The sequence below is a fragment of the Actinomadura terrae genome (assembly GCF_022751215.1).
Classification (GTDB): domain Bacteria; phylum Actinomycetota; class Actinomycetes; order Streptosporangiales; family Streptosporangiaceae; genus Spirillospora; species Spirillospora terrae.
In genome coordinates this window covers 1,665,063-1,678,458 of record NZ_JAICDG010000001.1, presented here as the reverse complement: position 1 = coordinate 1,678,458, position 13,396 = coordinate 1,665,063, and the positions used below count along the sequence as shown (strand labels likewise).

Below are 13,396 nucleotides of genomic sequence, written 5' to 3'. Positions count from 1 at the left end.
GGTGAGGCGAGCGCTGGCGGGTCTCACCACCCGGGGGCGGTCCTTCGTGGCGGCCGGCGCGACCGCGATCGTGTGCGCGTTCGTGCTCGGCGAGCGCGACCTGCTGCGCGCCGGCGTCCTCGTGCTGGCGCTGCCGCTGCTGTCGACGGTGGCGGTCTCGCGGACGCGCTACCGGCTGGCGTGCGCGCGGCGGCTGTCGCCGGTGCGGCTGCCGGTGGGCCACGAGGCCCGCGTCGACCTGCGGCTGGAGAACGTGTCGCGGCTGCCGAGCGGGCTGCTGATGGTGGAGGACCAGGTGCCCTACAGCCTCGGCGGCCGGGCCAGGTTCGTGCTGAGCCGGATCGAGCCGCACGGCTCCCGCGAGCTCGGCTACCGGATCCGCTCGGACGTGCGCGGCCGCTACCGGGTGGGGCCGCTGACCGTCCGGCTGGCCGATCCGTTCGGGATGGTGGAGCTGGTGCGCTCGTTCAGCCTGTCGGACCGGCTGACGGTGACGCCCGCGATCGTGCCGCTCCCGGCGGGACGGCTCGCCGGCGCCTGGACGGGCGGCGGCGACAGCGTCGCGCGGGCGGTGTCGGCGGCGGGCGAGGACGACGTCGCCCCGCGCGAGTACCGGCACGGCGACGACCTGCGCCGCGTGCACTGGCGGTCGACGGCGCGGCACGGGGAGCTGATGGTGCGGCGCGAGGAGCAGCACTGGCAGAGCAGCGGGACGCTGTTCCTCGACACCCGCGCCGCCGCGCACTGGGGCGACGGCCCGGCGGGCTCGTTCGAGCAGGCGATCTCGGTCGTCGCGTCGATCGGGGTCCACCTCGGCCGGACGGGGATGGGCCTGCGCTACGTCACCGACAACGGGGAGGTACTGCGCCCGGTCGCCTCGTTCGACGGCGCGTTCGAGGGGCTGCTGCTCGACCGGCTCGCGGTGAGCCAGCGGTCGCGGAACCGGACTCTGACGCTGGGTCTGACCGAGCTGCGCGGCACGCTCGGCAGCGGCCGGGAGGGCGACGGCCTCGTCGTCGCGGTGTTCGGCACGCTCCAGGCCGAGGAGGCGCGGGCGGTGGCGGCGGCGAGGCGCGGCACGGCGACCTGCGTCGCGGTGCTGATCGACGCGGGCGGGCCGACCGAGCGCGGCGGCTCGGGAGGCGTCTCCCCCGCCACGGCCGCCGGGCTGCTGCGGACGGGCGGCTGGCGGGTCGTGACCGTGCGGTCGGCGGCCGAGCTGGCCGGTGCCTGGGCCCGGACGGGCCGCGCCGAGGACTTCGCCGGGGACGCCTCATGAGGCTCCGGATGACGATCATGGCCGGGCTCGCGACGCTGGCCGGGTCGGTCGGGCTGTACCCGCTGTTCGAGAGCACCGGGTGGTTCTGGACCGGGTTCGGCGCGGTCGTGTCGGTCGCGGGCGCGGGGCTGGCGTTCCGGCGGCTGCGGCTGCCCGCGCTCCTCGGCCCGGTGGGCGGCCTGGCCGCGCTGGTGGTCTACCTGACCGTCATGTACGCGCGCGACTACGCGCTCCTGTGGGTCGTCCCGACGCCGGGCTCGGTGGGGCACCTGGCCGACCTGGCGTCCGAGGGCCAGGACGCGGTCGGCCGGTACGCGGCGCCGGTGCCGCTCGTCCCGGGGATCGGGCTGCTGGTCGCGGCGGGCGTCGGCGTCGTCGCGACGCTGGTCGACCTGCTGGCGGTGGGGCTGCGGCGGGCCGCGCCCGCCGGGCTGCCGCTGCTGGCGATGTACAGCGTGCCCGCCGCCGTCCGCGACGACGGCGTCAGCTGGCTCGCGTTCGGCGTGGGCGCGGCCGGGTTCCTGGCCCTGCTGATGGCCGACGCGCGCGAGCACGTCGGCGGCTGGGGGCGGCCGGTCGACTCCCGCCGCCGGCCCGACGAGGTCCCGATGGCCGGGGCGCGGGAGGAGGGCGCGGCGCGGGAGGAGCGCGCGGCCCGTCCGGACGCGGGCTCGCTCGCGGCCAGCGGGCGGCGGATCGGCGTCGGCGCGGTCGCGGTGGCGGTGCTGCTGCCGATGGCGATCCCCGGCGTCCACCCGCGGCTGTTCGACCTGAAGCGCGGCGGCGGCACGCAGACGGTGACGACGCCCGACCCGCTCGTCAGCCTGAAGCGGGAGCTGACCCGGACGAGCGACTCGGTCGTGCTCACCTACCAGAGCGACGACCCCGCCGGGCCCGACTACCTGCGGCTGTACGCCCTCGACCGGTTCGACGGCGACCGCTGGACCTACACGGCGCTGCGGAGCAGCGTCAACGACCGGCTGTCGGCGGGCGAGATCCCGCCGCCGCCCGGCCTGCGGATCGCGCCCCGGCGCGAGGTGACCACGCGGGTGCGGGTCAGGTCCAAGGTGCGGAACATGACGTTCCTGCCGGTGCCCTACGCCCCGACCCGCGTGTCGATCAAGGGCGACTGGCGGGTGCACCCCGCGTCGCTGATGGTCTACTCGCTGCGCGACTCGGCGAGCGGGCGGAGCTACACGGTGCGGAGCGTCCGCGCCCAGCCGACGCCCGGCGACCTGGACGCCGGGTCCGACTACCCCTACCCGCCCGAGGTCGCCGCCCGGTACCTGGGCGTCCCGAGAAACGTCCCGCAGGAGGTCCGGAACCTGGCCCGGAAGGTCACCGACGGCGCCACGAACGCGCACGAGCGGGCCGTCCGGCTCCAGCGCTGGTTCACCCAGACCGGCCAGTACGTGTACGACCTGTCCGAGCCCGCGCCGCAGCACGGCAGCGACCTGGTCGACTTCCTGCTGCACAGCAAGCGCGGCTACTGCGAGCAGTTCGCCGCCGCGATGGCGCTGCTGGCGCGGATCGTCGGCATCCCGTCGCGGGTGGCGATGGGCTACACGCCGGGCACCGAGACGGCCCCGGGCGAGTGGACGGTCCGCTCCCGCGACGCGCACGCCTGGCCGGAGCTGTACTTCGAGGGGTCCGGCTGGGTGCGGTTCGAGCCGACCCCGTCGGGCTCGTCGGGGCAGGGCACGGCCACCACGCCGGTCTACAGCCAGCCCGCGGCGCCGGGCACGGGGCAGCGGCCGGAGAGCACCTCGGGCTCGCCGTCCAACCCGACCCCGCGCGAGGAGGAGTCCGACGACGACGGTCAGCAGCCGCGCCACCGGCAGGACGACGAGGGCCCGCAGAGCGCGCCCGTCGCCCAGGAGGAGGACGAGAAGCAGCCGTGGGCCGTGCCGTGGATAGCGGGCGGGCTGCTGGTGCTGGCCCTGCTGGCGGTGCCGATGGTGCTGCGCGCGCTGACCCGGCGGCGGCGCTGGGCGGTGCTGGCGGTGCGGACGGTGCCCGCCTCGGGCCCGGTCGACGACACGGGCCCCGCGGTGGACGCCCAGGGGCGGGGGCGGGGGCCGCGGCCGTCCGCCGACCCCGCGGGCGCCGCGCACGCGGCCTGGCGGGAGCTGCGCGCCGACGCGCTCGACCACGGCCTGCGCTGGCTGCCGAGCGACTCGCCGCGCGCCGCCGCGCGCCGGCTCGGGGAGCTGGTGGACCTCGACGACGAGGGCGAGCGGGCCCTCGCCCGCATCGCGCGGGCCGAGGAGCTGGCCCGCTACTCGGGCTCGCTGCCGCCGGCCCCGGCGGAGCGGCTGCGCGCCGACGTCCGGACGGTCCGCGAGGCGTTCGCCGCGGCGGTGGGCCGCCGCGCCCGCTGGCGGGCCCGGCTGCTGCCGCCGTCCACGATGGCGGAGGCGCGGGGAACGCTCCGGTCGGCCGGGGGCCGCGCGGCGGAGCTGTCGGATCGGCTGAACGAGCTTCCCCGCCGCCTGCGCCGCCGCTGACGACCCGCGCCGCCCCGGCCCGCCCGGCGGGCATCGATCATGAGATGAAGGTCACACAAGAGGGCCAGGGAAACCTGGCCCTCGAAGGAGATCGTCCTGGCCCTCGTGGCAGGCCAGGACGACGTGGAACTCGGCGACGGCGAAAGCCGCGGGAGGGTCAGTCGCCCTCGGTGCGGCGGCGCCAGCGCTCTTCCATGCGCTCCATGAACCCGGCCTTGGCGGGGCGGCCCTGGCGACCCTGCCGGCCTCGCCTGGCGGGCTCGTTGCCGATGCCCGTCATGCGCTTCCAGCTCGTCAGCGCCCACACGCAGCAGACCACCATGAGCAGGAAGCCGGTCACGCTGATCGCGATCGTGACGGTCCCGGCGTTCATGACCAGGCCCGCCATCAGCGCGCACACGCCGACCACGAAGCCGAGGGCCGCCTTCACGATCCGCCGCTTGTAGTGGACCTGGGGATTCGTCGATCGGACCGCGTGGGCGAATTTCGGATCCTCGGCGTACAACGCCGACTCGATCTGTTCGAGCATGCGCTGCTCGTGCTCAGACAGCGGCACGGCGCCTCCCAACGACAGCCCCGCGGCGGGGTATCCGATGCAGGACGGGAACCTCAACGGTGATATGCCCAGAATACGAGCCCCGACGAGCGGACGAAAGCGAACGGCCAACCGAGGACCCCTTGCCGGACACCTCACCGACCCCTTTCATCGCCTGCCGTCACCGCCGTCACGCGGGCCACGCCCGTCCGCGGGCCGTACCAGCGCGGCGGGACGGACGGCGCCGCGGCCGAACCGGTCCGCCACCCGGTCGATCGCGCGTTCGGCCTCGCGCCAGCCGGTTTCCGGCTCGTCGAGGGCCAACTGCCGGGGGGCCTCGCCGGCGGGACCAAGATTCTCGACCCTGACCCCGACCAGACGGAGTCGTACCCGTTCCAGCCCGGCCCCCTCGTACAGCTCGCAGGCTGTGATGTAGATCACACGCGCGAGATCGGTGGGCTCGCGCAGCGTGCGCGCCCGGGTGATCGTCTTGAAGTCCGCCATCCGCAGTTTGACGCTCACCGTCCGTCCGGCGTTCCCCGACGCGCGCAGCCGCGCGCCCACCCGCTCGGCGAGCCGCAGCAGCTCCCGGCGGATCACCTCGGGGTCCTCGACGTCGGTGTCGAAGGTCTCCTCCGCGCCGATGCTCTTGTCGGGGGTGTGCGGGACGACCTGGCGCGGGTCCCGGCCCCAGGCCAGCTCGTGCAGGTGCGCGCCGGACGCGGCGCCCAGCTCCCGCTGGAGCGTCGCGAGCGGCACCCGCGCGAGCTGCCCGACCGTCCGCAGGCCGAGCCGCGCCAGCGTCTGCTCGGTGCGCTCCCCCACGCCCCACAGCGCCGCGACCGGCAGCGGGTGGAGGAAGTCCTCGACGCCGTCGGCCGGGACGACGAGCAGCCCGTCGGGCTTGCAGCGGGTCGAGGCGAGCTTGGCGACGAACTTGGTGCTCGCGACGCCGACCGAGCAGGTGATGCCCTGCTGGGCGTGGACCTGCTCGCGGATCATCGCGGCGATCCGGGCGGGCCGCCCGAGCCGCCGCACGGCGCCCGCCACGTCCAGGAACGCCTCGTCCAGCGAGAGCGGCTCCACCAGCGGCGTGATCGACCGGAAGATCTCGAACACCGCCGCCGACACCCGCGTGTACTTGTCGTGGCTGACCGGCAGCACCACCGCGGCCGGGCACAGCCGCCGCGCCCGCGACATCGGCATCGCCGAGTGCACGCCGAACTTCCGGGCCTCGTAGGACGCCGCCGACACCACCCCGCGCGGGCCCGCGCCGCCGACGATGACCGGGAGGCCGCGCAGGTCGGAACGCTCCAGCAGCTCGACGCTGACGAAGAACGCGTCCATGTCGACGTGCAGGATCGCGCAGCCGGTGTCGTCGGCGGGAGGCCCCGGCTGCGGCCCGGGCCGGTGCAGCTGCTGCTTGCGACTCACGCGGCCTCCTCGCCTGGCGGCTCGGAGGCTGCCTCGCCTGGCGGCTCGGCCATGCGTGAGTTCCACTGCTGTGTTCTCTGGTTCGCTGCGCTCACGGTGCCGGCTTGTCGGCCACCAGGTGGAGCTGGGTCGCGAGGTCGCGCAGCACCGGGTGAACGGCCGCGACCGACTCCAGCGCCAGCAGCGCCTCGGCCGAGTCGGCGTCGCCGTCCAGCAGCCCGGCGGGCACCAGGTCGGCGAAGATCCGCACGCCGTGCAGCTCGGCGACGCGCAGCCCCGCGCCGCGCACCAGCGCCGACAGCGTCTCCCTGGTGAAGCGGCGGGGCATCCGGTCGCCCTCGCCCCAGCGCCCGGACGTGCTGGTCAGCACCCGGCGGGCGTCGTCGAAGTGCCCGGCGACCGCGCGGTGCAGCGCGGCGGCGACCTGCCCGGCCGTCAGCAGGCTCACCGACCCGCCGGGGCGGACCGTGCCGGTCAGCGCCGCCATCGCCGCGGCGGGGTCGTCGACGAACTCCAGGACGCTGTGGCACAGCACGAGGTCGGCGGCGCCCGCGCCGAGCAGGTCGGGCAGGTCGACCGCGTCGCCCTGGACGGAGCGGACCGACACCCCCGACTCGGCGGCGCGCCGCTCCAGCGCGGCCAGCGCGTCGGGGCTGGCGTCGACCACGGTGACGCGGTGGCCGAGCTCGGCGAGCGGGACCGCGAACCCGCCGGTCCCGCCGCCCACGTCGACGACGTCGCTGGGTCCGTCCTCGGGGGCGATGCGGTCCAGGACGGTGCGCAGCGCGTCCCACAGGACGGTGCTGCGCGCGCGGCCGCCGCCCCGCGGCCGTTTCTGCTGGCGGCCGTCCACGGCCACTCCTCTGACGTCGCTCATCCCGGCCCACCCTAGCCGCCTCGCCTCCTCCGGCGGACGCGCGGCGGCCACAGCGGCACCGGCGGCGACCGCCCGGGGGGCTACAGCGTCAGGGACGGCTTGAGCTGCTGGAGGCGCGACAGCAGCCCGTTGACGAACCGCGGGGACTCGTCGGTGGACAGCTCGGTCGCGAGCCCGACCGCCTCGCTGACGGCGACGCCGTCGGGGACGTCGTCCACCCACAGCAGTTCGTAGGCGCCCATCCGGAGGATGTTGCGGTCGACGACGGGCATCCGCTCCAGCGTCCACCCGGTCGCGTAGGTGGCGATCAGCTCGTCGATCCGCTCGCCGTTCTCCTGCACGCCCTCGATGATGCGGACGGCGTGCGGGTACTCGGCCAGCTCGTCCTGGTTGGGGCGGCCGCGCGCCTCCAGTACGGCGGTCGGCCGCTCCTCGCGCAGCTCGGCGGCGAACAGGATGTCGAGCGCGAGCTTGCGCGCCTTGGTGCGAGCGCTCATCAACCGCGGCCGAGGTACTCGCCGGAGCGGGTGTCGACCTTGACCTTCTCGCCGGTGGAGATGAACAGCGGCACCTGGATCTGCGCGCCGGTCTCCAGCGTCGCGGGCTTGCTGCCGCCGGTCGAGCGGTCGCCCTGGAGGCCGGGCTCGGTCTCGGTGATCTCCAGCACGACGGCCGCGGGCAGCTCGACGTACAACGGGTTCTCCTCGTTGAACGCGATCACCGCGTTCTGCTCGGGGAGCAGGTAGTTCGCGGCGGTGCCGACGGTGGCCACCGGGATGCGCGGCTGGTCGTAGGTCTCGGTGTCCATGAACACGAAGTCCTCGCCCTCGCGGTAGAGGTACTGCATCTCCCGCTTGTCGACGCTCGCCACCTCGACCTTGGTGCCGGCGTTGAAGGTGCGGTCGACGACCTTGCCCGACAGCACGTTCTTGAGCTTGGTGCGGACGAACGCGCCGCCCTTGCCTGGCTTGACGTGCTGGAACTCAAGGACGGTCCAGAGCTGGCCGTCGATGTTCAGCGTCATGCCGTTCTTCAGGTCGTTCGTCGTCGCCACTGCGTCATTCTCCTGGTCGCGGTCCCGCGCGCTCTTACAGAACGAGCAGGTCCCTGGTCGTTGTGGTGAGGAGTTCCGGGCCGTCCGCACGGACGACCAGCGTGTCCTCGACGCGGACGCCGCCCCGGCCCGCGAGGTAGACCCCCGGCTCGGCGGTGATCGGAACCCGATCCACCAGCCTACCGGTCCTGTCGTACCCGAGGAGCGGCGCCTCGTGGATCTCCAGGCCGACGCCGTGGCCGAGCCCGTGGGTGAACGCCTCGCCGTGCCCGGCCGCCTTGATGACGTCGCGGGCGGCGGCGTCGACGGCCTTCGTCTCGGCGCCCGGGACGGCGGCCTCGACCGCCGTGCGCTGCGCCTCGCGGACGAGGTCGTACACCTCGCGCTGCCACGCGGCGGGCTCGCCGATCGCGACGGTGCGGGTCATGTCGGCGTGGTAGCCGCCGTAGCGGGCCCCGAAGTCGAGCGTGAGCAGGTCGCCGCGCTGGAGCTCGCGCCCGCCCGGGTGGTGGTGCGGGATCGCGCCGTTCGGCCCGGACGCCACGATCGACTCGAACGCGGGCCCCTCGGCGCCGAGGTCGACCATCGCGCGCTCCAGCGCGACCGCGACGGCCCGCTCGGTGACGCCCGCGCGGATCTCGGGCAGCACGGCGTCGAACGCGCGGCAGGTGATCGCGCACGCCTCCCGCAGCAGGCCGATCTCGTCCTCGTCCTTGACGCGGCGCAGCTCCTCGACGAGGCGGCCGGGGTGGACGAGCTCGACGTCGGCCCGCGCCGTCAGCTCCCCGTGGCGCTCGACGGTGAGGGCGTGCGCCTCGAAGCCGAGCCGGGCGGCGCCGCTGGTCGCGGCGAGGGCCGCCAGCGCGGCGGCGGCGTTCCGGTCGACGACGACGCGCAGCTCGGGGCAGACCTGCGCGGCCATCCCGGCGTAGCGCCCGTCGGTGGCGAGCACGGCCGGGCCGTCGGCCGGGACGAGCAGCGCCGCGTTCGAGCTGTCGAGGCCGGTCAGGTAGCGGACGTTGACGAGCCGGGTGACCAGCAGCGCGTCCAGGTCCTTCTCACCGGCGCGCTCGGCCAGCCGGCGGCGCCGTTCGATGTGCGTCTCCCCCATGGGGAGGACTCTACGGCCGCGCGTGACCCGCCGGAAGACCGGCATGCGCGACGCGGGCCCTCAGCCGGGGGCCCTCACAGGTCGTCGGCCATCTCCCTGACCTTCTCGATCAGGGCGAGGCGGCTCTTGTGGTCCCCGGCGACGGGCGTGACGTTGAGCGTGGTGACCCCCGACTCCTTCATCGCGGCGAGCCGCTCGCGGACGTGCCCCTCGGGGCCGATGAGCGACATCTTCTCCAGCAGCTCGTAGGGGACCTTGGCGGCGGCCTCGTCCTTCTTGCCGTCCAGGTAGAGGTCCTGGATCTCCTCGGCCTCCTTCTCCCAGCCGTAGCGGCGGCAGAGGTCGTTGTAGAAGTTCTTGCCCTTGGCGCCCATCCCGCCGATGTACAGCGCGGCCATCGGGCGGCCGAACTCCAGGAAGCCCAGGGCGTCCTCGCCGATCGCGAGCGGCGCCTGGCCGACGACGTCCAGCTCGCCGAGCGCGGGGTCGCGCTTGGCCTTGCCCGCGGCGAGCGAGGCGGCCCACACGTCCGCGGCCTTCTCGGGCAGGTAGAAGATCGGCTCCCAGCCGTTGGCGATCTCGGCGGTCAGCTCGACGTTCTTCGGGCCGATCGCGGCGACCAGGACGGGGATGTCCGCCCGCACCGGATGGTTGATGATCTTGAGGGGCTTGCCGAGGCCGGTGCCCTGCCCGGGCGGCAGCGGCATCGTGTAGTGGCGGCCCTCGTGGCGCAGGATCTCGCGGCGCCACACCCGCCGGCAGATCTCGATGATCTCGCGGGTGCGGCCGAGCGGCGCGGTGTAGGGGACGCCGTGGAAGCCCTCGATGACCTGCGGGCCCGAGGCGCCGATGCCGAGCGTGAACCGCCCGTCGGAGACGTAGTCGAGCCCGGCGGCGGTCTGCGCGAGCGCGGTCGGCGTCCGCGAGTAGATGTTCAGGATGCCGGACGCGATCTCCACCCGCTCGGTCTTGGCGGCGATGAAGCCGAGCTGGCTGACGGCGTCGAAGCTGTAGGCCTCGGCGACGTACACGATGTCGAGCCCGGCCTTCTCGAAGTCGGCCAGCTCCTCGACGGTCTCCCGGAAGCCGTCCGAGTACTTCAGCGCCATTCCGATGCGCATGCCGGCGTCCCCTCTCGAACCGAACCTCGTTCAGCCGACGGTAGCGAACCGTTCCCGGTCACGAGAACACCGGGCCCCGCAGGGCCTCCAGCGCCGCCGGGTACATGCCGGAGCGGATCTGTGCCACGACCGCGCCGTCCTTGCCCGCCAGGGAAGCGGCGAGCCCGGTCGCCACCGGGAGCACCTCCGCCTCGGCCGCGACGTGCTGGAGGATGCCCGCGTCCCGGGCCTGCTCGGCGGTGTAGCGGCGGCCGGTGAGCATCGCCTCGTGCGCGGTCGCGACCGGCAGCCGCGCCCGGATCAGCGCACTCATCCCCGGGGTGAAGCTCATTCCGAGATCGACCTCGGGCAGGCAGAAGTAGCCGCGCTCCTCGCGCATCACCGCGAAGTCGTGCGCGAGGACGAGCATCCCGCCGCCCGCGAACGCGTGCCCGTTGACGGCGGCGACCGTCGGCGCCGGGAACGCCAGCAGCCGCGCGTACAGGGCGTGGACGCGGCGCAGGTACTCCTCGAACGCCCCCGGGTTGGCGCCGAGCCACTCCAGGTCGAGGCCGTTGGAGTAGAACTTCCCGGTGCCCGTGGTGACGAGCGCGCGGGGCCCCTCGTCCTTCTCCACGGTGTCGAGCGCTTCCTCGACGGCGGTGAGGAAGCCGGGCCCGAACCGGTTCTCACCGGCGTCGAACCGCAGGACGTACACGTCTCCGTCGCGCTGGAGGTCGATCACGAAATCTCCTTCGATCCGTTCGGATCGAACCTTACTCGTCGGTAACCAGCAACGGAATCCTGGTCGCCGCGACGCGTCGAATATGACGGCCGTCATGGAGAATCGCCAAAGCTTATGATGAGGGTCATAATCGGTGGCATGGGGACCGACAGCCGGGAGCGCATGGTGCGCAGCGCCGCCCACCTGTTCCGCGAGCGCGGCTACAGCGGCACGGGGTTCCGCGACGTCATCGCGCACAGCGGCGCGCCGCGCGGCTCGATCTACCACCACTTCCCCGAGGGCAAGGCGCAGCTCGCCGAGGAGGCCGTCCGCTACGCCGGGGAGTTCCTCAACGCGGGCATCCTCGCGGCCACCGAGGGCGGCGACGCCGCGTCCGCCGTGGACGCCTTCACCGGCTGGTGGCGGCAGGTGCTGATCCGCAGCGAGTTCCGCGCGGGCTGCCCGGTCGTCGCCGTCACCGTCGAGTCCCACGAGGACGCGCCGCAGCTCGCCGCGGCCGCCGCGCGCGTGTTCGACCGCTGGCAGGACACCCTCGCCACCGGCCTCGGCAACGCCGGCGTCCCCGATGACCGCGCGGCCCGGCTCGCGCGGCTGATCGTCGCCTCCGTCGAGGGCGCCACGATCCTCTGCCGCGCCCACCGCGACGTCGCCCCGCTCGACGACATCGTCAAGGAGCTGAAGGCGATGACGCGGGAGGCGGTCGAGTCCGCCTAGTCCGCCGGCCCGCTAGTCCGCGGGCCCGGCCGCCAGCAGCTCGGCGACCGCGTGCAGGGCGAGCACGTAGGACGCCATGCCGAACCCGGCGATCGTGCCGGTGGCGACGCCCGCGACGACCGAGGTGTGCCGGAACTCCTCGCGCGCCGCCGGGTTGGAGATGTGCACCTCGACCAGCGGCGCGGTGCGCTGGGCGAGGGCGTCGCGCAGCCCGTAGGAGTAGTGGGTGAACGCGGCCGGGTTGAGCACGACCGGCAGCCGCCCGTCGGCGGCCTCGTGCACCCAGCCGATCAGCTCCGCCTCGTCGTCGGTCTGCCGGACCTCGACGTCCAGGCCGAGGCGCCCGCCCTCGGCGCGGCACAGCGCGGCGAGGTCGGCGAGCGTGGCGCTGCCGTAGACGTCGGGCTCGCGGAGCCCGAGGCGGCCGAGGTTCGGGCCGTTCAGCACGAGCACGCGGGTCATCGGGCGACCTCCCGGTAGGCGGCGGCGAGCAGCGCCTCGTCCGGCCCCTCCAGACGGCCGGGCTCGGCGACGCCGTCCAGGACGACGAACCGGAGCGTGGCACCGCGCGCCTTCTTGTCGATGCTCATCGTGGCGCGCAGGCCGGGCCAGTCGGCGCCGTAGGAGACCGGCAGCCCCACCGACGTCAGCACGGCGCGGTGCCGCGCGACCACCTCGGCGGGCAGCCGCCCGGCGAGGCGCGACAGCTCGGCCGCGTACACCATGCCGATGGCGACGGCGTGGCCGTGCCGGAACCGGTAGTCCTCGGCCTTCTCGATCGCGTGCGCGAGCGTGTGCCCGTAGTTGAGGATCTCGCGGAGCCCGCTCTCTTTCAGGTCGGACGACACGACGTCGGCCTTCACCTGGACGGCGCGCTCGACCAGCTCGCGGGTGGCGGGCCCGGCGGGCGACGCCGCGGCGGCGGGGTCGGCCTCGACCAGCTCCAGGATCTTCGGGTCGGCGATGAACCCGGCCTTGACCACCTCGGCGAGGCCGCTGATGTAGTCCTCGTGCGGCATCGTGACCAGCGTGGCGAGGTCGCACAGCACGCCGGCGGGCGGGTGGAACGCGCCGACGAGGTTCTTGCCCTCGGGGATGTTGATGCCGGTCTTGCCGCCGACCGCCGCGTCCACCATGCCGAGCAGCGTGGTCGGGACGAGCACCGCCGGCACCCCCCGCAGCCACGACGCGGCGGCGAACCCGGCGAGGTCGGTGGTGGCGCCGCCGCCGACGCCGACGACCACGTCGGTGCGGGTCATGCCGAGCGCGGCGAACGCCGACCACAGCCCGGCGAGGACGCCGGCCTCCTTGGCGGCCTCGCCGTCGGGGACGGGCAGCGCGTGCACCTCGTACCCGGCCCGCTCCAGCGCCCCGCACACCGGACGCGCGATCTCGGGCAGGCCCTCGGCGTGGACGACCGCGACCATCCGGGCCTTCGCGCCGACCATCGCGGGCAGCTCGCCGAGCACGCCCGTCCCGATGACGACGTCGTAGGGGTCGGCGCCGCGGACGCCGATGCGCGTGGTCACGGCAGCGCCCGCACGATCTCCTCGACGATGTCGGCGGGCTCGCGCCCGTCGGTGTCGACGTGGACGGTCCCGAGCCGCTCGTACACCGGCAGCCGCTCCTCCAGCAGCTTGCGCATCTGGCTCCGCGGGTTCAGCACGAGCAGCGGCCGCGCCGAGGCCAGCCCGACCCGCTTGATCGCCTCCGACAGGCCCACCCGCAGGTAGACGACGGTGTGCCCGGCCAGCAGCTCCTGCGTCTCGGGCGCGAGGACGGCGCCGCCGCCGAGCGCGACCACGCCCTCGTGCTCGGCGAGCGCCGCCGCGACGGCCGCGCGCTCCAGCTCGCGGAAGCGCTCCTCGCCGTCGTCGACGAAGATGTCGCCGATCGGCTTGCCCGCCGCGGCCTCGGCGTCGGCGTCGGTGTCGCGCAGCGCCACGCCGAGCCGGGCGGCCAGCTCCGCGCCGACCGTGCTCTTGCCGGAGCCCGGGGCTCCGATGAGGACCGCCCTCGGTCGCGTCATGTCCAACCCGT

General features: G+C 74.6%; 14 protein-coding genes. 3 read left to right on the top strand and 11 right to left on the bottom strand.

What is annotated here, in order from left to right:
- Position 1 precedes the first annotated feature (1 nt).
- Both K2F47_RS07530 and K2F47_RS07525 read left to right on the top strand, forming a co-directional pair.
- Positions 2-1,279 carry a DUF58 domain-containing protein gene (locus K2F47_RS07530; protein ID WP_242902029.1) on the top strand — a complete coding sequence of 426 codons (1,278 nt, stop codon included), beginning with the start codon at positions 2-4 and terminating at the stop codon, positions 1,277-1,279.
- Positions 1,276-3,786: a transglutaminase TgpA family protein gene (locus tag K2F47_RS07525; RefSeq protein ID WP_242902028.1), complete on the top strand. Its 2,511-nt coding sequence runs from the start codon at positions 1,276-1,278 to the stop codon at positions 3,784-3,786. Before K2F47_RS07530 ends, K2F47_RS07525 begins: the two co-directional genes overlap by 4 nt.
- 157 nt (positions 3,787-3,943) lie before the next feature.
- Here the strand turns inward: K2F47_RS07525 and K2F47_RS07520 are convergent, their stop codons facing one another.
- The 8 genes from K2F47_RS07520 to K2F47_RS07485 all read right to left on the bottom strand — a co-directional run bounded on the left by K2F47_RS07520 (position 3,944) and on the right by K2F47_RS07485 (position 10,642).
- Positions 3,944-4,342, bottom strand: a complete 399-nt coding sequence (locus K2F47_RS07520; protein WP_242902027.1) for an SCO2097 family morphological protein — start codon at positions 4,340-4,342, stop codon at positions 3,944-3,946.
- Positions 4,343-4,489: 147 nt separating this feature from the next.
- The gene (locus K2F47_RS07515; protein ID WP_242902026.1) at positions 4,490-5,755 is read right to left on the bottom strand and encodes a DNA polymerase IV; all 1,266 of its coding nucleotides are present in this window, start codon (positions 5,753-5,755) and stop codon (positions 4,490-4,492) included.
- 91 nt (positions 5,756-5,846) lie between these two features.
- Positions 5,847-6,632, bottom strand: coding sequence for a methyltransferase domain-containing protein (locus K2F47_RS07510; protein ID WP_242902025.1), 786 nt, complete (start codon positions 6,630-6,632; stop codon positions 5,847-5,849).
- An 80-nt stretch (positions 6,633-6,712) separates the two neighbouring features.
- On the bottom strand, positions 6,713-7,129 hold the full coding sequence (gene nusB / locus K2F47_RS07505) for a transcription antitermination factor NusB (protein WP_242902024.1): 417 nt from the start codon (positions 7,127-7,129) through the stop codon (positions 6,713-6,715).
- A complete protein-coding gene (efp, locus tag K2F47_RS07500; RefSeq protein WP_242902023.1) occupies positions 7,129-7,686 on the bottom strand; it encodes an elongation factor P in 558 nt (185 codons plus the stop codon). The genes nusB and efp overlap by 1 nt, the downstream gene beginning before the upstream one ends.
- A 34-nt stretch (positions 7,687-7,720) precedes the next feature.
- Positions 7,721-8,797 (bottom strand): M24 family metallopeptidase, encoded by a 1,077-nt coding sequence (locus K2F47_RS07495; protein WP_242902022.1) that lies wholly within the window; start codon positions 8,795-8,797, stop codon positions 7,721-7,723.
- A 74-nt stretch (positions 8,798-8,871) separates the two neighbouring features.
- On the bottom strand, positions 8,872-9,918 hold the full coding sequence (locus K2F47_RS07490) for an LLM class F420-dependent oxidoreductase (protein ID WP_242902021.1): 1,047 nt from the start codon (positions 9,916-9,918) through the stop codon (positions 8,872-8,874).
- Positions 9,919-9,976: 58 nt separating this feature from the next.
- Positions 9,977-10,642 (bottom strand): enoyl-CoA hydratase/isomerase family protein, encoded by a 666-nt coding sequence (locus K2F47_RS07485; protein ID WP_242902020.1) that lies wholly within the window; start codon positions 10,640-10,642, stop codon positions 9,977-9,979.
- A 138-nt stretch (positions 10,643-10,780) separates the two neighbouring features.
- Here K2F47_RS07485 and K2F47_RS07480 point away from each other — a divergent pair, with 138 nt between their 5' ends.
- Positions 10,781-11,356: a TetR/AcrR family transcriptional regulator gene (locus K2F47_RS07480; RefSeq protein WP_242902019.1), complete on the top strand. Its 576-nt coding sequence runs from the start codon at positions 10,781-10,783 to the stop codon at positions 11,354-11,356.
- 12 nt (positions 11,357-11,368) lie between these two features.
- On the opposite strand, the gene aroQ is transcribed toward K2F47_RS07480, so the two are convergent.
- From aroQ to K2F47_RS07465, 3 genes are read right to left on the bottom strand one after another with little or no spacing between them, the layout of a single operon-like run.
- Positions 11,369-11,818 (bottom strand): type II 3-dehydroquinate dehydratase, encoded by a 450-nt coding sequence (gene aroQ / locus K2F47_RS07475; protein WP_242902018.1) that lies wholly within the window; start codon positions 11,816-11,818, stop codon positions 11,369-11,371.
- Complete coding sequence (gene aroB / locus K2F47_RS07470) at positions 11,815-12,885, bottom strand: 3-dehydroquinate synthase (protein WP_242902017.1); 1,071 nt, start codon at positions 12,883-12,885, stop codon at positions 11,815-11,817. Before aroB ends, aroQ begins: the two co-directional genes overlap by 4 nt.
- Positions 12,882-13,385, bottom strand: coding sequence for a shikimate kinase (locus K2F47_RS07465; protein WP_242902016.1), 504 nt, complete (start codon positions 13,383-13,385; stop codon positions 12,882-12,884). Before K2F47_RS07465 ends, aroB begins: the two co-directional genes overlap by 4 nt.
- Positions 13,386-13,396 lie beyond the last annotated feature (11 nt).

Excerpts from the sequence above, each read along its gene's own strand:
- K2F47_RS07525 (WP_242902028.1), top strand. The coding sequence starts at position 1,276 with ATGAGGCTCCGGATGACGATCATGGCCGGGCTCGCGACGCTGGCCGGG.
- K2F47_RS07510 (WP_242902025.1), bottom strand. The coding sequence starts at position 6,632 with ATGAGCGACGTCAGAGGAGTGGCCGTGGACGGCCGCCAGCAGAAACGG.
- nusB (WP_242902024.1), bottom strand. The coding sequence starts at position 7,129 with ATGAGCGCTCGCACCAAGGCGCGCAAGCTCGCGCTCGACATCCTGTTC.
- K2F47_RS07495 (WP_242902022.1), bottom strand. The coding sequence starts at position 8,797 with ATGGGGGAGACGCACATCGAACGGCGCCGCCGGCTGGCCGAGCGCGCC.
- K2F47_RS07490 (WP_242902021.1), bottom strand. The coding sequence starts at position 9,918 with ATGCGCATCGGAATGGCGCTGAAGTACTCGGACGGCTTCCGGGAGACC.
- K2F47_RS07480 (WP_242902019.1), top strand. The coding sequence starts at position 10,781 with ATGGGGACCGACAGCCGGGAGCGCATGGTGCGCAGCGCCGCCCACCTG.
- aroQ (WP_242902018.1), bottom strand. The coding sequence starts at position 11,818 with ATGACCCGCGTGCTCGTGCTGAACGGCCCGAACCTCGGCCGCCTCGGG.
- K2F47_RS07465 (WP_242902016.1), bottom strand. The coding sequence starts at position 13,385 with ATGACGCGACCGAGGGCGGTCCTCATCGGAGCCCCGGGCTCCGGCAAG.